This is a genomic window from Saccharothrix coeruleofusca, from assembly GCF_014648515.1.
In the GTDB taxonomy this organism is placed as follows: Bacteria; Actinomycetota; Actinomycetes; order Mycobacteriales; family Pseudonocardiaceae; genus Actinosynnema; species Actinosynnema coeruleofuscum.
The window spans coordinates 629,246-651,713 of the sequence record NZ_BMRG01000004.1 but is presented as its reverse complement, the minus strand read 5'-3'; the positions used below and the strand labels follow the sequence as shown (position 1 = coordinate 651,713).

Here is a 22,468-nt window from a genome sequence, read left to right as displayed (position 1 = left end):
CGCGGGTACTCTGTGAAAGGGGATCCACTTGCCATCACCCGACGGCACTGCCAGCCGAGGGGGAAGCGGCCTTGGCGCCAGTGGTTCCCCGCTGCGCATACGGGACTTCCGCCGCCTGCTGTGCGCTCGTTCGCTCTCTTTCGTCGGCGACGGCATATCACAGGTGGCGGTGACCTTCGCCGTCCTCGAGGTCACGCGGTCGGCGGTCGCGGTGGGCGTGGTGATGGCGGCCCGTGCCGTCCCGATCGTCGGTTTCACGCTCGTCTCGGGTGTGCTGGCGGATCGGTACTGCCGGCGAAGGTTGATGGTGATCTCGGACGTGATCTGCCTGGCTGGCCAGGCGACTCTGACCGTCCTCGTCCTGACGCACAGTGCGACCGTCGTCGCCGCGGCCTGCCTGCAAGCTCTCCACGGATTCGGAACGGCGCTGTTCCAACCCGCGTCCAGCGGCATGATCCGCGATGTGGTGCCGGATCACTCGCTGCGCAAAGCGAACGCCCTGCTGGGCGTCTCGGGGGGAATCAGCGTCGCGATCGGACCCGCCGCGGGCGGTGCGATGATCGCGGCCACGTCTCCGGCGTTCGGGCTCATGGCCGACAGCGTCACCTTCCTCGCGAGCGGTGCGCTGCTGCTGACGATCCGACGACCGGCCGGGCGCATCCCTGACGGTCGCGGCTCCCGTGCCCGCGCGGACTTCCGACAGGGCTGGCGGGAGTTCGTCACGCGCCGATGGGTGCTCGTCAGTGTGGCGTACTTCGCCCTCTACCAGATGGTGGTCCTGGCCCCGCTGCTCGTGATCGGTCCCGTCCTGTTCGCGGGCACCGAGGACGGCTCGCGCAGCTGGGGCCTCCTGCTGACTTGCTCGGGTCTCGGCAACGTCGTCGGTGGTCTGGCCGCCTACCGGCACACCGCCGGGCGGATACTGGTCACTGCCTACGCGCTCACCTTCCCGACGCTGCCTCCGCTGGTCCTCCTGGCGGCTGAGGCGCCGGTGCCGCTGCTCGCGGCCAGCATGGTCGTCTTCGGCGCTGGCCTGTCCTATGCGGACACATTGTGGAACACGGCCCTGCAGGGCAACGTGCCCGCCAACCTGGTCGGCCGCTTGTCGTCGTACGACTGGTTCGGGTCCACTGCCTTGCGACCGCTGGGTTTGGCGCTGGCCGGTCCCCTGGCCGGAGCGATCGGAAGCCATGCCCTGCTCTACACCGCGGCGGCCGCGGGAACGGTGATGACGATCGTGGCTCTCATGCCCGCGGAGGTGAGAAACCTGCAAGGGGTGGAACGCGGGTTGCCCGCCGGTGGGCCGGTGCGGGCGGATGAGTGAGCGGCGACAACTGGCCGATGCGGACCGGCGTGTGCGAAAGGAGTTCCTGACGATGGACTTCGGACTGTTCTACTTCTCCGCCGACAGCACCACAGTGGACGAGGGGGATCGCTACGGGTTGTTGTTGGCAGGGGCCCGGTTCGCCGACACGCACGGTTTCAGCGCCGTGTGGACCCCCGAACGGCATTTCCACCAGTTCGGTGGGCTCTACCCCAACCCCGCGGTCACCGGCGCGGCGATAGCGGCCGTCACCGAGCGAGTCGCCATTCGCGCGGGCAGCGTGGTCGCTCCCGCGCACCATCCCGCGCGGATGACCGAGGAGTGGGCTGTCGTCGACAACCTCTCCCATGGCCGGGTGGGGGTTTCGTTCGCCTCCGGCTGGAGCGCGGTCGATTTCTCCTTCACCCCGGAGAACTACTCCCGGCGCCGCGAGTTGGTCTTCGAGCACGCGCAGGCGGTGCGCCGCCTGTGGCGGGGGGAGGACCTCGACGTCGTCGACGGAACCGGAGCCCACAAGCGCGTCCGGGTCTTCCCACCTCCCGTGCAGGCGGAGTTGCCGGTCTGGATCACCAGCAGTGGTGACGTCGAGACGTTCCGGCGGGCGGGCCGCATCGGGGCGGGGCTGCTCACCCACCTGCTCTGGCAGGACGTCGAAGAGCTCGATCACAAGATCCAGCAGTACCGTGCCGAGTTCCGCGCGGCGACCGGTGGCGGTCACGGGCACGTGGCGCTGATGGTTCACACCTTTCTGGGTGACAGCGACGACGAGGTCCGGGAGCAGGTGCGAGGCCCGCTCTGCGCGTACCTGCGCAGCTCGCTCAACCTGTTCGCGGGTTCCGGGAACAAGGGGGCGCAGCAGTTCGATCCGGCCACGATGCGTCCGACCGACGTCGACTTCCTGGTCCAGAACGCCTTCGACCGGTACTACGCCGAGAACGGCCTGCTGGGCGATGTCGAGAAGGGGCGGAAGCTGGTGGACAGGCTGCGCGGCGTCGGGGTCGACGAGGTGGCCTGCCTGATCGATTTCGGACTGCCTGCCGTCGACGTGCTGAACGGGTTGAACCACCTCGACGAGCTCCGTCAGCTCTGCCGGTCCTGATGCGCCCCTGACCCACCTGGAGAGACCATGAACCACCCCCGCAGGGGCTCCGCAGACCCCACGCTTGCCACCGCCGAGGGCTTCCTGGACGATCGCGAGGCCACCCGCCGCACCGGGCAGTTGATCGCGGGCCCGGCGGTCTGGCCGCATGGTGGGACGGATGCGCCGGGGAGCGCACCCGTGCAAGGCGGGGACGCGGGCCATGTCTGATCGCGTCATCCACGAGGCCGTGGCCCGGCATGCCGTCGAGCGGCCGTACGCCCCGGCATTGGTGTACCGCGGCCGTCCGGTCAGCTTCCGAACCCTCGACGCGGCCGCCGACGCCTTCGCCACACGCCTGGCCGCTCAGGGGGTGACCCGCGGGGACCTGATTCCGGTGCTGATGTTCCGGACACCCCAGACCGTGGCTCTCCAATTGGGCATCCTGAAGTGCGGTGCCGCCTACACATCGCTGGACAGGCGGTGGCCGCGCGACAGGATCGAGAAGCTCCTGCGCTGGATCCGGCCGCGTTTGTCCGCCGTCCCGGCCGGATCCGCTGAGGCGGAGGCCTGGAACCGCCCCGTGTTCGCCGTGCCGGACGAAGACCTGCACGAGGTGGCGGCGGGAGCGCGGAAGTCGGTCGCGGTGCCGGTGGCCCCGCACGACCCGGCCACCGTGTTCTTCACTTCCGGGACCACAGGCGTGCCCAAGGGGGTGGTCGCTCCGCACGCGGCGGTGACCAGGCTCTTCGGGCACGGAGGGCTGCCCGGTTTCGGCCCTGGTCATGTGATGCCCCAAGCGGCCTCGCCCGCCTGGGACATGTACGCTTTCGAGGTATGGGGACCGCTGACCAGCGGCGCGACCAGCGTTGTCACTGACAGCGATTACCTGCTGCCCGACGACCTGCGTCGCGCGGTGGGCGAACTCGGCGTGACGACCCTGTTCCTGACCACATCGCTGTTCAACCTCATGGTGGACGAGGATCCGGGGTGCTTCGCCGGGCTCGGGCACGTGTACATCGGTGGTGAGAAGCTCTCCCCGCGACACGTCGCGACCTTCCTGCGGCATCACCCGCGCACGCCGTTGTTCAACGGGTACGGACCAGCCGAGAACACGATGTTCACCACTGTCCACCGCATCAGGCCCGAGGACTGCCTGATCCCCGGAGGCATCCCGGTGGGCACGGCAGTGCCGGGGACCGAGGTGGTCCTCCTGGGACGGGATGGGAACCGGTGCCCGCCGGGCACCGTGGGCGAGATCTGGATCACCGGCCAAGGGCTGGCCACCGGCTACCTGCACGACCCGGAGCACACCCGCCAGCAGTTCAGGATGATCGGCGTCAACGGGCAGCTCGTCCGCGCCTACCGGACCGGTGATCTCGGACTGACCGACGAGCACGGCACGCTCCACTTCCGAGGCCGGGCCGATCGGCAACTGAAGATCCGCGGCCACCGGGTGGAACCGGGCGAGGTGGAGAACGCCGCCTTCGACGTGCCCGGCGTCCACAACTGCGTGGTGGTTCCGATCGACGACCAGGACGGCACGGTCACCGGACTGGCCCTGTTCTACCTCTGCGAAGAGGGGAACGCCACCGACGAGCCGGACCCGCGGGGTGTGCAGGAGCACCTGGCGCGGACGCTTCCGTCCTACCTCGTTCCCGCGGTGGTGCGAGTGTTGGACTGTTTCCCTCTGACAGCCAACGGAAAGCTCGACCGCGTCGTCCTCGGACGTCTCGCCCACCGGTTCCCCCCGACAGGTCGCCGACCCGGACCGGCGGGTCCATGACGGCCCAAAGGGCTGTTCCCCGGACAACCTTCGTGCTCTCTCGTGCGGTGGGCGGAGAGCGCTCAGGCCAGGCAGGCGCGGGGGAGCGGGAACCAGCGCAGCGCCTCGAAGTCCGCGGCAGGCCCGGCGGGGTCCTCCTCGGCCGGGTCGGCGCGAGCCGCCAGCAGGCGCCGGGCGTCCGCCAGGTGGCGGGCGAGGGCGTCCTCGCCCAGGCGCGCCTCGTCGGGCACCGCGCCTTCGACCGCGGCCCGCCGCAGGTCGGGCAGTGGCACCGGTGTTCCCAGCGCGGCGCGGTGGCGCCACAGGCCGGTCTCGGGCTCGAAGAGGTAATCGGTGAGCAGGCGCCCGCCGTACCGGGCGATCAGCGCGACGGCCTCGACGAGGTAGTCGCGGACGGTGTCGGAGATGAAGTAGTTGAAGTTCAGCCGCACCCAGCCTGGTTTCACCCCGTGGCACCCGCGCCGCACCTGGTCCTCGTAGGCGCGGGACCGCTCGGCGTCGATGGCCAGCAGCCGGTGCCCGTAGGGACCGGCGCACGAGCAACCGCCGCGCGCCTGGATGCCGAACAGGTCGTTGAGCACGGCCACGACGAAGTTGTGGTGCAGGTACCGATCCCGACCCGCCCGGATGAGGAAGGACGCGATGGACAGCCGGGCGGAGCGCTGGTCACCGAGGACCTGGATGTTCGGTTCGGCCCGCCACCGCCGCAGCGCGTGGTGCCACAGCCGCTCCTCGCGCGCCTGGATCAGCTCGGCGCCGACGGCGTCCTTGAGGGCGAACGCCAGTGCCGCGCGGATCGACTCGACGATGGCCGGTGTGCCGCCCTCCTCCCTGGCGACCGGGTCGTCCAGGTAGTGGTGGCTGGTGGGGCCGACGAACGCGACGGTGCCGCCGCCGGGCGCGGTCGGCACGGCGTTGGCGACCAGCCCGCGGCGGACCACCAGCACGCCGGGGGTCTGCGGCCCACCGATGAACTTGTGCGGCGACAGGAAGATCGCGTCCTTGTGGTCCCGCCGTCCCGGTGCGCTCTCGCGCACGCGGATCGGCACGTGCGGCCCGGCCGCGGCGTAGTCCCAGAACGACAGCGCGCCGTGCTCGTGCAGCAGGGCGGCGATCCGGTCGGTGTCGGTCAGCGTCCCGGTGACGTTGGAGGCCGCGGAGAAGCTCCCGATCCGCAAGGGGCGGTCCGCGTGCCGGGCGAGCTGCTCGGCCAGCTGCGCGGCGTCCACACGTCCCCCGCCGTCCTCACCGATGACGACGACGTCGGCGATGGACTCCCGCCATGGCAGCTCGTTGGAGTGGTGCTCGTACGGCCCGACGAACACCACGGGTCGCCGGTCGGTGGGAATCCGGTGGTCGAGCCCGCGCGGGATGCGCAGCTCCAGGACGCCGATCAGCTTGGTGATCGCCGCGGTGGCCCCGGAGCCGCAGAAGATCACCAGGTCGTCCTCGGTACCGCCGACCGAGTCGCGGATGAGCAGCCGGGCCTGCTCGCGCAGCCGCCCGGTCCGCAAGCCGGTGCCGGAGCTCTCGGTGTGGGTGTTGGCGTAGTGGGGCAGCACCTGGTGGCGGATGAAGTCCTCGATGAAGTCCAGCGCGCGGCCGGAGGCGGTGTAGTCGGCGTAGGTGATCCGCCGCCTGCCGTACGGGCCGTCGAGGGTCCACCCCTCGCCGACGACTCCTCGTCGGATGCGTTCCAGCAAGAGGTCGACCGGGGCTCCGCCTAGTTCGTTCGGAACCGTCATCTCGCCATGGTGTATCGCGAATCCCCGCCCGAAGTGTCGTCCGTCACAATGTTGCCCCGGTGAACCCGGCCGGCTGCCCGCCGGTCCCGACCGCACTGGAGGACCGGGCGACCGAGGTGTACCTTCCGCGCGGTCCGGCGGTTCTCCACTCGTGGCGGCCGTGCTCCAGCGCCTCCGGCGAGGCGAGCGCGGCATGCCGATCACCGGGGGCCGGAACGCGACACCCGGTGATCGGCGCGGTGGGGCTCACGGGTGGGTGAGTGTCCCCATGAGCAGGGACACGAAGTGCTCCATGTCGGCCAGCAAGCAGGGCAGCTGCGCGTGCTTGCCGGTGCACCCCTCGGCCCAGCCGCTGCCGTCGCCGTAGTCGACGAAGGTGTGCGGGATGCCCGCGGCGAGCAGGTGGTCACGGGCGACGAGGTTGGTCGCCCGCGCCCGGTTCTCGGTCACCGCCCGCACGGGGTCCACGAGGAGGTCCCCGCCGTCGCCGGTGTACATCGCCACTCCCGTGCCGCGCAGCGCGCCGACGTGCTGGGCGGGGCTCTGCGCGTTCCACACGCCGTCCAGCGGCCACACCGGGGGACCGAAGATGGCGTCCACCGGGACGGTCGGCGTGCCGCTGCCGGGCAGTTGCGTGGTCGCCACGACCGCCGCCCGCTGCTCCTGGCTGAGCAGGTCCAGCCCGCCGGAGAAGCTGCCGACGTAGCCGAACAGCTCCGGTCGGTGCTCGGCGTAGTGGAACGCGCCGAAGCCGCCCATGGAGTGCCCGGAGACGGCCCGGCCGTCGCGGGTCGGGATGGTGCGCAGGTTCGCGTCGATGAACGGGATCAGCTGGTCGAGGTGGAAGTTCTCCCAGTTCTGCGGACGCAGACCGGCAGGCGGGGCGACCCAGTTCGAGTACCAGCCCCGGCCGGAACCGTTGGGCGCCACCGTGATCAGCGGGACACCGACCGTGGGCTCCTCGAACAGCCGCTGGTTCGCGGCGGTGTCCGGGCGGTCGGGGTGCCCGTGCAGGTGGTAGTGCACCGGGTAGCGGGTGGCACCGGAGACGGCGTAGTCCTCCGGCAGCGTCACCACGACGCTGTGCTCCCCGGAGACCTGGCCCGGCAGCACCGAGTACGCGGGCACCTGCCCGGTCCGCACGGTGAGCACGAACGTGCGCTCGTTGTGGTCCACCCACCTGGGCTGTGCCACCACGGTCAGCCCGTGCCCGTCGGTGAACGCGGGCGGCGCACCGTCCGCTCGGGCGGTGGGCACGGGCAGGCCGAGCGCGGTGATGGCGGCCAGTGCGGTCAGCTTCTTCACGACTGCCCCTCGCACAGCGCGGAGTCCAGCACGTCGACCGCGGACGGCGTGGCGTTGACGATGTTGGTGTTGGTGACCACCGACGCGAACCGGCCGTCGTCGGTGACCAGCGTGGTCGAGTTGTGCCCGGTCGGCAGTATGCCGTTGTGCCCCCACGCCGAGCCGCCGCACGACAGGGACACGCGCGTCAGGGCGAGGCCGTAGACGTCGGCGGGCTGGAAGGTCCGCCGCATCTCGGCGAGCGCGGCCGCCGAGACGACCCGGCCGTCGAGCAGCGCCCGGTAGAACGCCGCCAGGTCCTCCGGGGTGGACGCCATCGCCCCGGCGCTGCTCCAGAACGACAGCTCGATCGCGGTGGTGGCCTCGACCCAGAAGAACAGCGGCCCCAGCCTGCCGCCGACGTAGCCGGGCAGGTAGGGGGTGTCCAGGGCGCGCACGCCCGGTGCCGGGAATGAGGTCTCGTCCAGCCCGAGCGGTGTGATGACGCGCTCGGTGATCGCGGTGCCGACCGGTTCGCCGGTGATCCGCTCGACGAGCATCCCCAGCACCAGGTATCCCACGTTGGAGTAGCCCTGGGCGGTGCCCGGCGGGAACTGCGCCCGCTCGTCCATCGCCGAGCGGACCAGCTCGGCCAGCGCGTAGGTCCCGTCCGAGCCCGCGGCGGCGTCGCGGACGTCGCGGACCAGGCCACTGGTGTGCTGGAGGAGCTGGCGGACGGTGATGGCGTCGCCGTCGTAGTTGCCGGTGACCACGCCGGGCAGGTACCGGCTGATCGGTGCGTCCAGCTCGACCGCGCCCTCGTCGACGAGCTGTAACACCACCGCCGCGGTGAAGGTCTTGGTCTGGCTGCCGATGCGGAAGTGGTCGTCGGAGGTGATCGGTCGGCTCTGGTTCACCACCGCGGTGCCGCTGCTCAGCGTCCACGTCCCGGCGCGGTCCCCGGCGTGCAGGGCAGCGCCCGGTCCGGCCTGCGACCGGTACCGGTCGAGCAGGGCTTGGGTCGCGGTGTGGTCGTCCGGCGCGGCGGTGGCGACCGCCGGAGTGGTGAGGCAGGCGGCGAGCGCGCAGGCGAGCGCGATCAGCCGGGCTGGGGATCTCCTGGTCATGCGGGTTCCTCCGAAGTGGGGTCGGTGTCCGGCGTGGTGCTCTCGCTCCGCTCGCTGATGAACGACAGGACCTCCTTGACCACGCTGAGCACGCCGAGCGCGCCCTCGATGAGTTTGATCAGGTTCTCGCCGCTGGTCAGCAGCGCGGCCAGCTGCGCGGCGATGCGCACGCCGCAGTCCACGGCGATCCGCACGCACTGCGGGATCGCCACCGCGAGGCTCTGCCCGAAGGTCGCCGGGGCCTCGGCGACCGCCTTGGCCATGATCGGCCCGATCTCGGCGACCGCCTCGGCGATCAGCCCGGTGGTGGTGGCGACCACCTGTGCCACCACCTCGCCCGCGCCGACCAGGGCCTTGGCCGCGGTGAGCGAGGTCTCGGCGATGGAGAGGACGCCGTCGGCCAGTTCGGTGCCGGTCCTGAGGTAGTCCGAGGCGGCACTGCCGGACCACTGGTCGGTCTGGTCGCCAGCCGAGGAGCGGTACTCCTCGGCCACGGCCGTGGCCTCCCCGGCGGCCCGGTCGAACTCGGCCGCGCCGCCCGCCACGGCGTCGGGGTCGCCGCGCAACCGGTCCAGCGGCTCCTCCAGGAACGAGATCAACGGAGTGAGGAAGCCGAAGCCCGCCTCGTCCAGGGCCGACAGCGGTCGCTCGGTCGAGCCGAGCGCGTCGAGCGGGGCGGCCGGTCCGCCCGCCAGCTCGTCGGAGAGCCACTGCTTGCCGCTGATGGCCTCGCCGGTGGCGCGCAGCCCGGTGAGCAGGTCGCCGATCCGCGCGGCGGGCCGGTCCAGCGCCGTGGTCACCGGGCACCCCCTGCCGCGTTCTCGTCGAGGCGGGCGAACCCGGCTGCCTGGTCGTCGTCGGTGCGCTGGTAGTCCTCGGCCGTGCGCCGCAGGCCGGTGCCCACCGCGTCCACAGTGGACGCAGCGTGGGTGAATGCGTCGAGCGTGGCGGCCATCGCGGCGCCCAACCCGGCGGTGAGGAAGCCGGTGAAGGCACCGAGCGATTGCTCGCCGAGCCCGTCGGGCAGTCGGGCACCTGTGGCGGCCAGTCGGTCGGCGTAACCCGCCAGGCCGCTCGCGTGGGCGCGCAGCCGCTCGGGGTCGGCGGAGAAGGCACCGGTCATCGCGCGGCCTCCGGCAGGTGCGCGGTGATCCGGGTCAGCGCCTCACCTTCGCCGAGGTGCTCCGCCACCACCTCGGCCGCCCGCGCGCCCGCCAGCCGCTGGGCCTCGCGCGCGGTGGAGACGATCAGCAGGGCCAGTGCGTCCACTTCCAGCCTGCGCGCCGCCGGGGTCAGGCCGACCCGGTCGAGCACGCCCCCGGCGGTCACCGTGACGCTGACCTCCCCGCGCGGCGACGTCGCGGTCGCCCCCACCTCGCGCAAGCCCGCGCTCGCCGCGCGCGCACCGCGTGCCGCGCGTTCGAGGCGTTCCCGGTAGTCCGCCAGCCACTGAGCTGGTTCCATGTCGTTTCCCTTCTCCTGTGGTGTTCTCCGGTCGCCTCAAGCGCGGGCGACCGCCGCGGCCTCACCGAGGACGCGGAGAAGTTCGTCGTGCCGCAACGGGTTGAGGCTGATCCAGCCCGAGTCCGCGCGGTCCACCCGGACTCGCCCGCGCGGGCCGTCCAACCAGGACAGCTCGACCGGCCGGGCACCGGACCGCAGGACGAGCCCGAGCTGGCCCCGGCCGGTCACCGCCGGGAACAGCCCGACCAGCCGGTCGACCGAGCTCGGGTCACCGCCGCGGGTGCGGACGAGGTCGCGCACGCACCGCTGGGTGGCTTCGGTGTCGGGCGCGTCGTCGAGCAGCCGCAGCGCGTCCTCGACCACGCCGGGCGGCAGCGTGATCGGCAGGATCGCCGCCGCCGGGACCGCGGAGACCACGGCGGCCAGCTCGACGCCCAGCGCGGTGGCCCCGACGGGGGTCACGTGGACCGCTCCCGCCCGCCCACCTGGCCGTGGTTGGCGGCACACCACCGCTCGGTCGCCGTGGACCACGGCCACCGCGCAGTCCTCACCGGCGGGGCCTACCACCACCACGTCGACCGCGGCCCGGTAGCCGCGCAACGCCTCGACCAGTTCCCGCGCGACACCAACGGGGCCGCGCTCGGTGGCCAGGCCGCGGGCGCACAGGGCGTGCGCGGCCGAGGCGAGCAGCGCGTCCCGCTCGTCGGCGCTGCGCCCGGACGAGGGCACCCGCAGCGGGAACGGCGGGCGCACGCCGGCGTGGGTGGCCAGCAGGTCAAGCTCGACGGGGGTGAAGGCGGTCCCGCGCGCCGCGGCGGGGATCACCACGCCCCTCCTGTCGAGGATCGCGCCGTGCCCGGTTCACCGATGGCGCGCACCGCCGCCCCGGTGTCGGACTCCCGCTCCGCGTAGGTCGCCCTGACCTCGGCCAGGGTCCGCAGGAACGCCTCCAGCTCCCGCTCGGCCGCGCCCAGCACACCGGCCAGGCCGCTCTGTCCCGCGGCGGCGCGCAGCCGCCCGGCCAGCTCCACGGCGGGCGGCGCGGTGCCCAGCATCGGCTGCCGCTCGGCCAGCTCGCGCACGCGCGCGACCAGGTCACCGGTCAGCCCGCCCAGTCGGGTCAGCGCGCTGATCCGCGCGTCCACCAGATCCAGCTCGACGTGGTACCCCTGCTCCGCGCTCACAGCCGTGCTCCCGTCGTCTCGCCGATGACCGCCGGGCAAGCCTCCTGCTCCACGTCGAACAGCTCGTGGTCGATCGTGGGCATCCGGTTCTCGTGCGGTTCGTCCTCGGTGTCGCCGGGCCTGCTGCCCGCCGGGGCCAGCGCCCCCACCTGACCGGTCGCCGCGCGGGCCGTGCTCGGTCCGGCGGGGTGCCCGGTCGGCGTGCCCGCGCCGCCGACTGCGCCGGTGAGCACGCCGGTGAGCACCCCGCTGTGCGACCCCGCGCCGAGCGGCGCGGCGCGACCGGTGTCGGATGCGGCGGGGCCGGAGACGACCGCACCGGTGACCCCGCCCGTGATCGGGCAGGCAACCGGGTCGCGGCCTGCTGCCGCTGGGCGGACCGGGGTGCTGCCGAGCAGGCGCGTCCACGGCACCCCGTCCACGGGCGGGGGATCGGTCCGGGGGAGCGGGGCGGGCGGGGGCGCTGCCGTCCGCGCCGCGTCGATCAGCCTGCCGCAGCCGGTGAGGGTGGTCTCGTAGGCCCGCATCGCCCGCACCGCCTCGGCTTTCCCCTGGTCCGCCGCGATCGCGCCGAAGTAGAAGCTGAAGCCCGCGCCGCCGACCGCGCCGAAAGCGGTGCCGATGGCCCCGAAGGCGGCCCCGAAGGCGGCCCCGAAGGCGGCACCGGGGCCGGACGCGCTGAGCGTCGGGGCGGACACCCCCGCGTAGTTCGGCGCGGCAGGCGGAGCGGGGGGTGTGGTGAAGGACGGGGTGGTCGTCGCGGGCGGGGGTGGCATCATGGCTCTGGCCGTGGCCAAGGCCTCGGCGGCCTCCTGCGCGGCCCGCTGACCCGCGCGCGCCAGCTCGCCGATCCGCTCCACCCCGGCGGCCAGCGCGTCGAGCCGGTCGGCCGCCTCCTCGGCGGCCCGCCCCCGCCAGCCGTCCAGCAGCGCGGCCCGCTGCTCCCGCAGCACCTCCGCGTGCGCCTCCAGCGCGTCGCGGTGCCAGCCCCACTCGGCCGCGATCGCGCCGACGTCGGCGACATCCGCGTCCTGCCACACCATCCGGTACAGCTCCTCGTGGCTGTACGCCTCCCAGTTCACCCGGCCCGTCGGCTCCTCGATCGACACCGCGCCCCCTTCTCGTCACCGGCCCGGCCGATGGTGGGGTCGGCGCGGCGCGGCGGAACAGGCCGTCACCGGCGGCCATATCTGGCCGGTGGCGTTGACCTGCGGAAAGGGGGAGCTCCCGGTCAGGTGGGCAGGCGGTGGGTCCGGGCCAGGTGCTCCTGGAGACGGGCGTGCCGGAACTGGTAGACCGCGCCCGCCCGGCGCAGCACACCCCGCCGGTAGGCGTCGTCGAGGAACGCGGGCACGGCCCACGGCAGCCGCCCGGTCAGCGGCAGCCACAGGCGGGCGAACACCACCCACTGACCCCACGCGGTCAGGCCGAGCACGTAGCCGATGCCACCGCCCAGACCGCCCACCAGCCCCAGCAGCAGACCGGTCAGCGGGGTCCAGATCACCGCGACCCCGAACAGCCTGCCGCCGGGCAGCCCCGCCACCGCCAGCGCGACCAGCCAGGTCACGCCCGCGATGAGCACCGCGAACAGCGGCACGAACAGCACCACCTGGACCAGCACGGCCGTCCGGTTGGCCCGCAGCAACCCGGTCGGACTGCCCGCCGACCGGACGTCCAGCGGCGCCTCCATCACCGTGACCAGCCCCAGGACCAGCGCCGCCGCGGCCCCGAACACCGCGGTGAACAGGACCGCGTCGAACAGCGTGGTCGCCGGTGTCACGGGCAGGCCGAGCAGCGACCACTGCGCCAGCTTGTGCAGCACGCCATAGCTGCAGCCGACCAGCGCACCGCCCAGCAGGCCGAGCCGGACCCTGGACCGCACTCGCGGCCACCCCGGTCCGGGGCCGCCGCGCAACCGCAGCCGGAACCGGACCGGCTCCAGCGGCTGGACGCCGACCACGTGCCAGTGCGCCACCGCGAACCCGACGCCCGCGTTCACCCCGATCATCGCCGCGAGCAGCGGCAGCAGCACCGGGGGGACCTCCAGGAACGGGCCCTCGACCAGCACGTCGGTCAGCGCCACGGCGAGGAAGACCGCGCACCCGACCACCAGCGCCCTGGCCCCGCGCCGCGCCGAGGTGCCCAGCTGCCACCAGGCCAGGTCGTGCGTGCCGAGCCTGCTCAGGTGGTCGGCGAGGTAGCCGAGGCCCCGCCGGGCGCGGTCGAGGTCGACCGGTCCGCCGTCGGGCTCCCGGTAGACCGCCGGCACGAACTCGGCCAGCAGGTGCCGCTCGACCGCCTCCGGCGTGCCGAACCGGTCCGCGTCGAGCAGCTCCGCCGGGTCGTGGTCGGGCGTGTCGCTGTAGATCCGACGCGCCAGCGACACCATCAGCGGCGTGGTCAGCACGGCAGCGAGGGCGCCGTCCGGGTCTCGGCGCACCTCGTCCAGCACCGGTTGCCAGGCGTTGCCCGCGGGGCCGGTCCTGCGGGTGGTCCGCGGCAGGTAACCCGCCAGGTCGTCCGCGGTGAGGTCGACCAGCTCCACCGCCGCGGCGGCGGTGAGCACATCGGTGGCGTCGACCGCCGCGCGGTACTCCTCCGCCCGGCTGGTCAGCAGCACCGGCAGGGTGGTGGCGTTCAGCGCGGCCAGCGCCGCCCGGCGCAGACCACCCGCCACCTCGTCGAACCCGTCCAGCACGGGCAGCACGCGGTGGTCGTCCACCAGCGCGGCGGCCAGCGTCGCGCCACCGGGGCCGGGCGCGGCCAAGTCCGGGGCGTCGCGCACCAGCTGCTCGGCCAACCAGTCCCGCAGCCCGGCGCGTTGGGGGTTCCACGCGCCGAGCCCGAAGATCACCGGCACCGGGTCGGCCGGACCGCGAGCGGCCAGCAGGTCCAGCACGAACCGTGTGGTCAGGATGGTCTTGCCCGCCCCGGCGCGGCCGAGCACCACCAGCCTGCCGGACGGAATCCGCCGGTAGACCGGCACGACCTGGTCGAGCCGCCCGGTCAGGTCAACCCCCGGCGCGGTGCCGCCCGCCCCCGCCCCCGCCCCGCCGACCTCGACCCGGCCGATGTTGGCCCAGTCGTCCTGCAGGGCGGCGGGCGCCGCTCGCCAGCGCACCGGCAGCGGGACGGGGTCGTGGACCTGCCGGTGCTCCTCTTCCCGCTGCCAGCGGGCGCGCATCAGGTGCGCGAGCGCCTTGAGCGCGTCGAGCAGCGGATCGGCATCGGGGGGAGGCGGACCCGCCTCGTCCGCGGACCTCTCCTCGGCTGGGGGCTCGGCCCGGCCGGTGGCGGCGAAGAGCTCGGCGCGCTCGGCGCCGGTCAGCTCCAGCGCGTCGGCGAGTAATCGCAGGGTGCCCACCCGCGGGTCGCCGCGCTCGCCGGTCTCCAGGCCGCGGATGGTGCGCACCCCCAGTTCGGCGCGCTCGGCCAGCGCCTCCTGGCTCAGACCGGCCCGCTGCCGCCACTGCCGCAGCAGTACGCCGAACCGGCTCGCCACACCCGCCCCCTCAAGCACCGCCCGCTGGAACCGCATCCTAGAGGTCAGCCCCGGTGCGGTTCCGAAAACCGGGCGGGGTCCGCGCGGTTGCGCCGCTACCGTCGCGGTCGTGTCCTTCCCGACGCCGGTCATGTCGCCCCGCCACGCGGGGCTGCCGGTGCTGGACGGGTAACACCGTCCGAGGCCCCCGCCCAGGGGCCTCGGGACCGCCGGAGCCCCGTCACCGCAGGAGGTTCCGATGCCGCGGTTCTACGTGACCACCGCCATCCCCTACGTCAACGCCCGCCCGCACCTGGGGTTCGCGCTGGAAGCCGTGCAGGCCGACGTGCTGGCCCGGCACCACCGGCTGCGCGGTGACCGGGTGCGGTTCCTGACCGGCACCGACGACAACTCGCTCAAGAACGTGCTCGCCGCCCAGGCCGAGGGGCTGTCGACCGCGGAGCTGGTCGACCGCAACGCCGAGGCGTTCGCCGCGCTGCGCGAGCCGCTGGCGCTGTCGTCCACCGATTTCATCCGCACCAGCCGGGACACCCGCCACCGCGTCGGCGTCGAACGGCTGTGGCGCGACTGCGAGCAGTCCGGCGACATCTACCGCAAGCGCTACGAGGGCCTGTACTGCGTGGGCTGCGAGCAGTTCTACCGCCCTGCCGAGCTGCCCGGCGGCAAGTGCCCCGAGCACGGGGTCGAGCCGCGCCCCGTCGCCGAGGAGAACTGGTTCTTCCGACTGTCCCGGTACACCGAGCGGCTGCACGAGCTGATCAGCGGCGGCGAGCTGCGCGTCGAGCCCACCGCGCGGCGCAACGAGGTGCTGGCCTTCATCCGGGCCGGGCTGCACGACTTCAGCATCTCCCGCTCCACGGCACGGGCCCGAGGCTGGGGCATCCCCGTGCCCGGCGACCCCGACCAGGTCGTCCACGTGTGGTGGGACGCGCTGGCCAACTACATCAGCAGCCTGGGCTACGGCACCGACGGCCCGCACTACCGGCGGTGGTGGGTGGAGGGCGACCGGCGCGTGCACGTGGTGGGCAAGGGCGTGGCGCGGTTCCACGCGGTGCACTGGCCCGCGATGCTGCTGTCCGCCGGTGCGCCGCTGCCCACCGACGTGCTCGTCCACGACTACCTGACCACCGACGGCCACAAGATCAGCAAGTCCGCGGGCAACGCCGACGACCCCGCGCAGCTGGCCCACCGGTACGGCACCGACGCGGTGCGGTGGTGGCTGCTGCGCGAGGTGCCGCGCGTCGGCGACGCCGACTTCACCTCCGCCCGGCTGGTCGCCCGCGCCAACGAGGAACTGGCCAACGGCTTGGGGAACCTGGTCAACCGGGTGGTCGTGATGGTCCACCGCTACCGCGAGGGCCGGCCTCCCGCCGTGGCGCCCGAGCAGGCGGGGGAGCTGCCTGCCGCGTGCCGGGAGGCGCCGGAGCTGGTGCACGAGGCGTTGACCGCCTTCGACTTCCGGAGCGCGACCTCGGCGGTGTGGCGGATCGTCGAGGAGGCCAACCGGCACGTCGAGCGCGAGCGGCCCTGGGAGCTGGCCCGTGCCGAGCGCGCGGGCGACCGGGCGGCGGGCAGGCGGCTCGACGCGGTCCTCGCCGCGCTGCTGACGGCCTGTCGCGCGCTGGCCGTCCAGCTCACGCCCTTCCTGCCCGTGCTGGCCGCGCGGATCGCCGAGCAGTGCGTCACGCTCTCCGACTCGCTGGCCCAGCCGCGGGTCCTCGTCCGGCGGCTATGACCGTGCCAGCCGCAGCGTCAAGACCTGGAACGGGCGCAGGCGCAGTTCGGCGAGGTCGGCTGCCGCGTCGTCGAGCGGGCGCTCCAGCAGATCGGTCACCCGCACCGCGGCCACCGGGAAGGAGGTGGTCAACCGGGTGGTCGCGCGACCACCCAGCGACTCGTACAGCCGCACCACGACATCACCGGAGCGGTCGTCGGCCAGCTTCACCGCCTCGACCACCACCGCCGGGTCGTCCACCGACACCAGCGGCGCGACCGTCCCGGAGCCGGTGACCTCGCGCGGCGGCAGGTTCGCGCGGTAGCCCTCGCGGACCGCGTCGGCGATGTCCGCGCCGACCACGAGGGCGTAGCTCATCCGGTGCACGCCCTGATCGGCGTGCGGGTCGGGGAAGCGGGGCGCGCGCAGCAGCGACAGCCGGACGGTGGTGCCGCTGCCGTGCGCGTCCCGGTGCCGGGTGACGTCGTGGCCGTAGGTGGAGTCGTTGACCACGGCGAAGCCGTAGCCCGGCTCGCCGACGTGCAGCCAGCGGTGGGCGCAGATCTCGAACTTCGCCGCGTCCCAGCTGGTGTTGGCGTGCACGGGCCGGTGCACGTGCCCGAACTGGATCTCCGCGGCGGACCGGTCGGCGTGCACGTCCAATGGGAAGGCCACCTTGAGCAGCTTCTCCGCCTCGTGCCAGTCCACCTCGGTGTCCACGTCCAGCCTGCGCTGCCCGGCCCCCAGCCGCAGCCGCTGGCTGACCCGCGACGAGCCGAAGGCCCGGTCGACGCGCACCACCGCTTCCGCGCCCGCCCACCGCTCGACCTCCACGGCCGTCGTCGCCACCAGGTCGACGCGGGTGTTGCGGTAGAAGGAGTCCACGTCCCAGGCGTCCCAGTCGTTCGGCAGGTCCGGGTGCAGCTGGAGCTGGTTGGCCACAGCGCCGGGCGGCAGCGCTTCCCGGTCCGCGTCGAGGTCGAGGATCGAGGTGACCAGCCCCCGCTCGTCGACCACGATCCTGAGCAGGCCGTTGTCCAGGACGAATCCGTTGTGCTGTGCGGAGACGACGGCCCGGCCCTCGGGGGCGCGCACCGGACCGGCGCCGAGCGCGGGCACGCCGTCACGGGCGTGCGGCGCGGCGTTGAACGACAGCACGTCGGTTCCCTCGCCCGCCAGGGCGCGCTGGCGGGCGTCGATCAGCTCGGTCAGCTCGCGGACGAGCCCGGCGTAGGCCGCGTCGGCCTCGCGGTAGACCCAGGCGATGGAGCTGCCCGGCAGGATGTCGTGGAACTGGTGCAGCAGCAGGACTTTCCACAGCCGGTCCAGCTGCTCGTACGGGTAGTCGGCCAGGTCGGCGACCGCGGCGGTCGCCGACCACAGCTCCGCCTCGCGCAGCAGGTGCTCGCCACGCCGGTTGCCCCGCTTGGTGCGCGCCTGGCTGGTGTAGGTGCCGCGGTGCAGCTCCAGGTACAGCTCGCCGGACCACACCGGGCGATCGGGGTACTCGGCCTCGGCGGCGGTGAAGAACTCGGCCGGGGTGCCGATGCGGACCTTCGGCGAGCCCTCCAGGTCGGCGGTGCGGCGGGCGCGGGCCAGCATCTCGCGGGTCGGGCCGCCACCGCCGTCGCCGTGGCCGAAGGGCACCAGCGACGTGCGCGCCCGGCCCTTCTCGGCGAAGTTGGCCGAGGCGTGCGCCAGCTCGGCCCCGCTCAGCTCGGAGTTGTAGGTGTCCACCGGCGGGAAGTGGGTGAACACGCGCGTGCCGTCGATGCCCTCCCAGTCGAAGGTGTGGTGCGGGAACCTGTTGGTCTGGTTCCAGCAGATCTTCTGGGTCAGGAACCACCGCGCGCCCGCCAGCCGCACCAGCTGGGGCAGCGCGCCGGAGTAGCCGAAGGAGTCGGGCAGCCACACCTCCCGGCACTCGACGCCGAACTCCTCCAGGAAGAACCGCTTGCCGTGCACCAGCTGCCTGGCCAGCGCCTCACCGCCGGGCATGTTGGTGTCCGACTCCACCCACATCCCGCCGACCGGCACGAAGCGGCCCGCCTCGACGTGGTGGCGGACCCGCTCGTAGACCAGCGGACTGTGCTGCTTGAGCCAGGCCAGCTGCTGCGCCTGCGACATCGCGAAGACCAGCTCCGGGTGCTCGTCCATGAGCGCGGTGACGTTGGCCGCGGTCCGGGCGACCTTGCGCACGGTCTCGCGCAGCGGCCACAGCCACGCCGAGTCGATGTGCGCGTGCCCCACCGCGACGACCCGGTGCGCGCTGGCGTGCGCGGGGGAGGCGAGCACGTCGCCCAGCTCGGCCCGCGCCGCCTTCGCCGTGCCCGGCACGTCGGCCGGGTCCAGCCGGTCCAGCGCCCGCTCGACCGCGCGCAGCACCTCCCACCGCCGCGGCTGCCGCGCGTCGAGCGCGGCCATCAGCTGCTGCAGCACTTCCAGGTCGTGGACCAGCTCCCACACCTCGACCTCGCGCACCGCCAGGTCCACGCGGGTCAGCACGTACAGGGGCGCGTCGCCCGAGGTGGTCACGTCGCCGAGGGCGGTCGGGCCGCCGCCGAACGCGATGGTCGGGTTGGCGGCGGCCTCGACCAGCAGGTCCACCCGCTCGCCGCCGTCGACCGGGGAGCCGACCGGCACCCAGGTGTTGCGCGGGTTGACGCCCTTGAGCGGCGTCCCGTCCGCCAGGTAGGCCATGCCCTCGCACTGGAAACCCGGCATCGGGGGAGTGAAACCGAGGTCCACCAGCGCTTCCACGGTGCTGCCCGCCCACGCCTCGGGGACCCGCCCGGTCAGCCGGAACCAACTGGTGCCCCACGCGGGCCCCCAGCGGTCGCCGACGGCGGCGGGCGCGTAGGTCGCGGCCAGGGCGCGGTCCACCGGCACGGGTTCCAGGCCCGCGTGCCACACCTCGACCTGCAGCGGCACCGCCCGCGCGTGGACGGCGGGCCGGACGCGCTCGGTCAGGACGCGGTCGAGGCGCCGTTCCACCAGAGCCCGGTCGTCATGCATACCGACCACCGTAGGTCGCCCGCCGGGCGTGGCGGCCGAAGTGAACCCGGTCGGGCCAGTCAGCGGTCCTTGACGGTGACGCCGAGCGCCCGCGCGAAGGCGGGCGCGAGGTCCAGCGCCTGGGCGAGGCCGATCGTGGCCCCACCCAGGCAGTCGTGCCCGGTGGCGATGCCGAGCGCGGCGGCGTCGCGGAAGTCCACCTTCTTCAGCCGGGCCCCGTCGAACCGGGTGTCCTCCAGCGTCGAGCCGGGGAAGGTGACGCCGGTCAGCTCCGCGCCGCCGAAGTCCACGTCGCGCAGCACCGAGTCGACGAAGGCGACCTCGCGCAGCCGGGCGTCGCGCAGGTTGACCGAGACCAGCTTGCAGCCGAAGAAGGCCACCCTGTTCAGCTCCGCGCCGAACACCGCGGTCCCGGCGAGGGCGCTGTTGACCACCTCGGCGTCCAGCCACCGGGTCTCGACCAGGTCGGTGCCGATGAACTGCACCGCGTGCAGCCACACGTCGTTGAACCGCGCGCGACGCAGCACGCCCCCGCTGAGCTTCACGGCGGTGAACGCCGATTCGGTGAAGCGCGCGTTGCCCGCGTCGGGTTCGTCGAACTCCCGTCCGCGGAAGTGGACGACGTCGTAGTCCTCGTCGCGTTCCAGCCCGCCGCCCGCGTGCGCCTCCAGGTGCGAGGCGTACGGCAGGTCGACCAGCTCCCTGGGTGCCCGCACGGGCAGACCTTGCCACCGACCGCCCCGTGGATCAAGCTCCGCGTGCCCGGAGTGGCGTAGCGTGCGTTCCGCACCACCTGGACTCGGGAGCTCGCCGCCCCGCCGCCCGCGCGGACCTCCCGAGCGGAGCACTCGAACCGGGAGAAACCCTGTGAAACCGACCTTTCTCCGGCTGGCGGGCGGCGTGGCGGGTGTCGCGCTCGCCGTGCTGGGTGTCGTGGCCCTGCCCGTCGCCGAGGTCTCGGCGGCCACCACGGAGCCCAAGCGCACGGTCGTCTACTACCAGACCCAGTACCGCGGCAGCACCTACGTCTCGCCGAAACCCCTGCTGGACAACAACACCGGCGTCACCGACGTGCTGGTCGCCGCGCTGCACCTCAACGGCGACGGCACCGTCCACCTCAACGACCACCCGCCCGGCCACTCCCGCTACGCCCAGATGTGGGCGGACTTGGCGGCCATGCGGGCCAGGGGCGTGCGCGTCTCGGTCATGGTCGGCGGTGCCGCCCAGGGCAGCTTCCAGCGCCTGGACCGCGAGTTCGCCACCTACTACCCCCGGCTGAAGAACGTCATCACCACCTACGGCCTGGACGGCGTCGACCTCGACGTCGAGGAGAACATGTCGTTGGCGGGCATCGAGCGGGTGATCGACGCGCTGCGCGCCGACTTCGGCCAGGACTTCGTGATCACCCTCGCGCCGGTGGCCTCCGCGCTCAGCGGCGGCGGCAACCTCTCCGGCTTCGACTACGAGACCCTGTACCGGGAGCGCGGCAGCCAGATCGACTGGTTCAACGCCCAGTTCTACTGCGGCTGGGGCTCGCTGGCCAACACCAGGGGCTACGACGCCATCGTCAACCGCGGCCTGATCCCCGCCGCCAAGGTGGTGGCGGGTTCGCTGACCGACCCGTCGCTGTGCGGCAGCGGCTACGTCGAGGTGACCACGACCCTGCGCGACACCGTGCGGTCGCTGGTGGCCAAGTACCCGACCTTCGGCGGCGTCGCGGGCTGGGAGTACTTCACCTCGCGGCCCGGCGGCACCGCCCGCCCGTGGGAATGGGCCGGCCTGGTCTCCTCCTACCAGCGTTAACTCGCCCCCGTCTGCGCGAACTGAGCGTTCGGACACCGCGAACCGAGCGTTCGGGTAGTGCGAACCGCGCGTTCGGGGATACCAGTCGGCGGTCGCGGGCGCTGCAGGGGCGGAACCGGTCAGGCCGGTTCCGCCCCGCGCCGTCCGCGCAGGGCGTAGATGCCGATCACCAGCGCGCCGACGGTCAGCGCGGCGGCGCTGAGCCCCATGGACCAGTGGACACCGACGACGGCCCCGAGCAGCCCCACGGTGAAGCCGCTGCCCGCCCGCAGACCGCCGGAGGACATGCTGTAGAGGCCGATCACGCGACCCCGGTCCGACGGCGGCGCGAGCAGCTGCACCACGGTCTGGCTGATCGACATCGAGGCCAGGTTCGCCACCCCGCCCACGACGAGCATCAGCAGTGCCAGCGGGTAGCTGCCGGTGATGGCGAAGATGAAGCTGGTCAGGCCGTAGACGGCGGTGCTGGCCACGGCCGCGGCCACGTTGGGCTTGACGCGCCCGGTGGCTTCGAGCACCAGTCCGCCGATGACGCCGCCCGCGCCGTTGGCGAACAGCAGCACGCCGTAGGCGGTTCCCTCGCTGCCCGCGCCCAGGTCGTGGGCGAAGATCGGCATGGCGGACTGCATCGAGGCGCCGATGAAGAACGAGCCGAGTCCGGCCAGCGCGATCATGCTGACCAGCGTCGGGTTGGACCGCACGTCGCGCAGGACGCGCAGCGCGTCGCGCACCCCCATCCGCGATCGCGGGGCGGCGTCGCGGACGTGGCCGGTGTACCGGGTGCGGAACAGGAACAGCGTCAGCGGCAGGTAGAACGCGATGTTGGCGAAGATCCCCGAAACCGGCCCGAGGCCGAGCAGCAGGGCCGAGCCGACCACGGGTCCGAACAGGACGCCGAGGCTGCGGAAGGTGGCGTTGAGCCGGACCGCGCTGGGCAGCTCCTCGCGGCTGACGAAGTCGTGCAGCATCATCTGCTCGGCCGGACCCCACAGCGCGCCCGCGCAGCCGTGCAGGACCAGCAGCACGCAGGCGTGCCACACCTCCAGCGCGCCGGTCAGGAACAGCACGCCCCACGCGGCGGAGACGAACATGAACAGCCCCTGCGCGGCCTGGATGAGGCGGCGGCAGTCGTAGCGGTCGGCCAGCGCGCCGAACCACACCGAGAGCAGCAGGAACGGCACCCAGTGGCTGATCACCTGGAACCCGGCCAGCGCGGGGGAGTGGAACTTCTCCCACAGCACCCAGTAGGTGATGACGTGCTCGATGTTGTCGGCCATCATCGCCAGGCCGGTGCCGACGAGGTACGTGCGGCAGTCCCGGTTGCGCAGCGCCGCGAACCGCGCGGGCCTGGGTGGGACGGGCGCGGCGTCGGTGGGGTTGCAAGCGGCGCACACGGATGGGTCTCCAGCGGGGTCGGGAGGCGATTTCGAGTCACTGTGCCT

Annotated in this window: 18 protein-coding genes; 5 read left to right on the top strand and 13 right to left on the bottom strand. The window is 73.2% G+C overall.

Annotated elements, in window-relative coordinates; translation table 11 throughout:
* Positions 1 to 28 precede the first annotated feature (28 nt).
* The 3 genes from IEZ00_RS15180 (at position 29) to IEZ00_RS15170 (ending at position 4,188) form a co-directional block, all read left to right on the top strand.
* Positions 29 to 1,324, top strand: coding sequence for an MFS transporter (locus IEZ00_RS15180; RefSeq protein ID WP_189223847.1), 1,296 nt, complete (start codon positions 29 to 31; stop codon positions 1,322 to 1,324).
* Positions 1,317 to 2,423 carry a MupA/Atu3671 family FMN-dependent luciferase-like monooxygenase gene (locus IEZ00_RS15175; protein WP_229795685.1) on the top strand — a complete coding sequence of 369 codons (1,107 nt, stop codon included), beginning with the start codon at positions 1,317 to 1,319 and terminating at the stop codon, positions 2,421 to 2,423. Before IEZ00_RS15180 ends, IEZ00_RS15175 begins: the two co-directional genes overlap by 8 nt.
* A 229-nt stretch (positions 2,424 to 2,652) precedes the next feature.
* Positions 2,653 to 4,188 carry an amino acid adenylation domain-containing protein gene (locus tag IEZ00_RS15170; protein WP_229795683.1) on the top strand — a complete coding sequence of 512 codons (1,536 nt, stop codon included), beginning with the start codon at positions 2,653 to 2,655 and terminating at the stop codon, positions 4,186 to 4,188.
* A gap of 62 nt (positions 4,189 to 4,250) precedes the next feature.
* On the opposite strand, the gene IEZ00_RS15165 is transcribed toward IEZ00_RS15170, so the two are convergent.
* From IEZ00_RS15165 to IEZ00_RS15120, 10 genes are all read right to left on the bottom strand, one after another.
* Positions 4,251 to 5,933, bottom strand: coding sequence for an aminotransferase class V-fold PLP-dependent enzyme (locus IEZ00_RS15165; protein ID WP_189223845.1), 1,683 nt, complete (start codon positions 5,931 to 5,933; stop codon positions 4,251 to 4,253).
* 246 nt (positions 5,934 to 6,179) lie between these two features.
* Complete coding sequence (locus IEZ00_RS15160; RefSeq protein WP_189223844.1) at positions 6,180 to 7,238, bottom strand: alpha/beta hydrolase; 1,059 nt, start codon at positions 7,236 to 7,238, stop codon at positions 6,180 to 6,182.
* Positions 7,235 to 8,344 carry a serine hydrolase domain-containing protein gene (locus IEZ00_RS15155; RefSeq protein WP_189223843.1) on the bottom strand — a complete coding sequence of 370 codons (1,110 nt, stop codon included), beginning with the start codon at positions 8,342 to 8,344 and terminating at the stop codon, positions 7,235 to 7,237. Before IEZ00_RS15155 ends, IEZ00_RS15160 begins: the two co-directional genes overlap by 4 nt.
* Positions 8,341 to 9,144: a WXG100 family type VII secretion target gene (locus IEZ00_RS15150; RefSeq protein ID WP_229795681.1), complete on the bottom strand. Its 804-nt coding sequence runs from the start codon at positions 9,142 to 9,144 to the stop codon at positions 8,341 to 8,343. Before IEZ00_RS15150 ends, IEZ00_RS15155 begins: the two co-directional genes overlap by 4 nt.
* Complete coding sequence (locus tag IEZ00_RS15145; RefSeq protein WP_189223842.1) at positions 9,141 to 9,467, bottom strand: type VII secretion target; 327 nt, start codon at positions 9,465 to 9,467, stop codon at positions 9,141 to 9,143. Before IEZ00_RS15145 ends, IEZ00_RS15150 begins: the two co-directional genes overlap by 4 nt.
* Complete coding sequence (locus tag IEZ00_RS15140) at positions 9,464 to 9,808, bottom strand: YbaB/EbfC family nucleoid-associated protein (RefSeq protein WP_189223841.1); 345 nt, start codon at positions 9,806 to 9,808, stop codon at positions 9,464 to 9,466. The genes IEZ00_RS15145 and IEZ00_RS15140 overlap by 4 nt, the downstream gene beginning before the upstream one ends.
* Positions 9,809 to 9,844: 36 nt before the next feature.
* Entirely contained in the window at positions 9,845 to 10,636 is a 792-nt protein-coding gene (locus IEZ00_RS15135) for an ESX secretion-associated protein EspG (protein WP_229795679.1), read from the bottom strand.
* Positions 10,630 to 10,992, bottom strand: a complete 363-nt coding sequence (locus IEZ00_RS15130) for a hypothetical protein (protein ID WP_189223840.1) — start codon at positions 10,990 to 10,992, stop codon at positions 10,630 to 10,632. Before IEZ00_RS15130 ends, IEZ00_RS15135 begins: the two co-directional genes overlap by 7 nt.
* Complete coding sequence (locus IEZ00_RS15125) at positions 10,989 to 12,101, bottom strand: hypothetical protein (RefSeq protein WP_189223839.1); 1,113 nt, start codon at positions 12,099 to 12,101, stop codon at positions 10,989 to 10,991. The genes IEZ00_RS15130 and IEZ00_RS15125 overlap by 4 nt, the downstream gene beginning before the upstream one ends.
* A 122-nt stretch (positions 12,102 to 12,223) precedes the next feature.
* Positions 12,224 to 14,494 (bottom strand): helix-turn-helix domain-containing protein, encoded by a 2,271-nt coding sequence (locus IEZ00_RS15120; protein ID WP_189223838.1) that lies wholly within the window; start codon positions 14,492 to 14,494, stop codon positions 12,224 to 12,226.
* Positions 14,495 to 14,732: 238 nt separating this feature from the next.
* Between IEZ00_RS15120 and metG the strand changes: the two genes are divergently transcribed.
* Positions 14,733 to 16,229, top strand: coding sequence for a methionine--tRNA ligase (gene metG / locus IEZ00_RS15115; protein WP_189223837.1), 1,497 nt, complete (start codon positions 14,733 to 14,735; stop codon positions 16,227 to 16,229).
* On the opposite strand, the gene IEZ00_RS15110 is transcribed toward metG, so the two are convergent.
* Together IEZ00_RS15110 and IEZ00_RS15105 are read right to left on the bottom strand one after the other, a co-directional pair.
* Positions 16,224 to 19,223 carry an alpha-mannosidase gene (locus IEZ00_RS15110; protein WP_189223836.1) on the bottom strand — a complete coding sequence of 1,000 codons (3,000 nt, stop codon included), beginning with the start codon at positions 19,221 to 19,223 and terminating at the stop codon, positions 16,224 to 16,226. The genes metG and IEZ00_RS15110 overlap by 6 nt on opposite strands.
* A 59-nt stretch (positions 19,224 to 19,282) precedes the next feature.
* On the bottom strand, positions 19,283 to 19,939 hold the full coding sequence (locus IEZ00_RS15105) for a pentapeptide repeat-containing protein (protein WP_229795678.1): 657 nt from the start codon (positions 19,937 to 19,939) through the stop codon (positions 19,283 to 19,285).
* A 151-nt stretch (positions 19,940 to 20,090) separates the two neighbouring features.
* Between IEZ00_RS15105 and IEZ00_RS15100 the strand changes: the two genes are divergently transcribed.
* Positions 20,091 to 21,026, top strand: a complete 936-nt coding sequence (locus tag IEZ00_RS15100) for a glycosyl hydrolase family 18 protein (RefSeq protein WP_229795676.1) — start codon at positions 20,091 to 20,093, stop codon at positions 21,024 to 21,026.
* Between the two features lie 119 nt (positions 21,027 to 21,145).
* Here the strand turns inward: IEZ00_RS15100 and IEZ00_RS15095 are convergent, their stop codons facing one another.
* On the bottom strand, positions 21,146 to 22,420 hold the full coding sequence (locus tag IEZ00_RS15095; protein WP_189223835.1) for an MFS transporter: 1,275 nt from the start codon (positions 22,418 to 22,420) through the stop codon (positions 21,146 to 21,148).
* Between the last annotated feature and the right edge of the window lie 48 nt (positions 22,421 to 22,468).

Coding starts and splice junctions, on each gene's coding strand:
- IEZ00_RS15175 (WP_229795685.1), top strand. CDS start 1,317: ATGAGTGAGCGGCGACAACTGGCCGATGCGGACCGGCGTGTGCGAAAG.
- IEZ00_RS15165 (WP_189223845.1), bottom strand. CDS start 5,933: ATGACGGTTCCGAACGAACTAGGCGGAGCCCCGGTCGACCTCTTGCTG.
- IEZ00_RS15155 (WP_189223843.1), bottom strand. CDS start 8,344: ATGACCAGGAGATCCCCAGCCCGGCTGATCGCGCTCGCCTGCGCGCTC.
- IEZ00_RS15145 (WP_189223842.1), bottom strand. CDS start 9,467: ATGACCGGTGCCTTCTCCGCCGACCCCGAGCGGCTGCGCGCCCACGCG.
- IEZ00_RS15140 (WP_189223841.1), bottom strand. CDS start 9,808: ATGGAACCAGCTCAGTGGCTGGCGGACTACCGGGAACGCCTCGAACGC.
- metG (WP_189223837.1), top strand. CDS start 14,733: ATGCCGCGGTTCTACGTGACCACCGCCATCCCCTACGTCAACGCCCGC.
- IEZ00_RS15110 (WP_189223836.1), bottom strand. CDS start 19,223: ATGCATGACGACCGGGCTCTGGTGGAACGGCGCCTCGACCGCGTCCTG.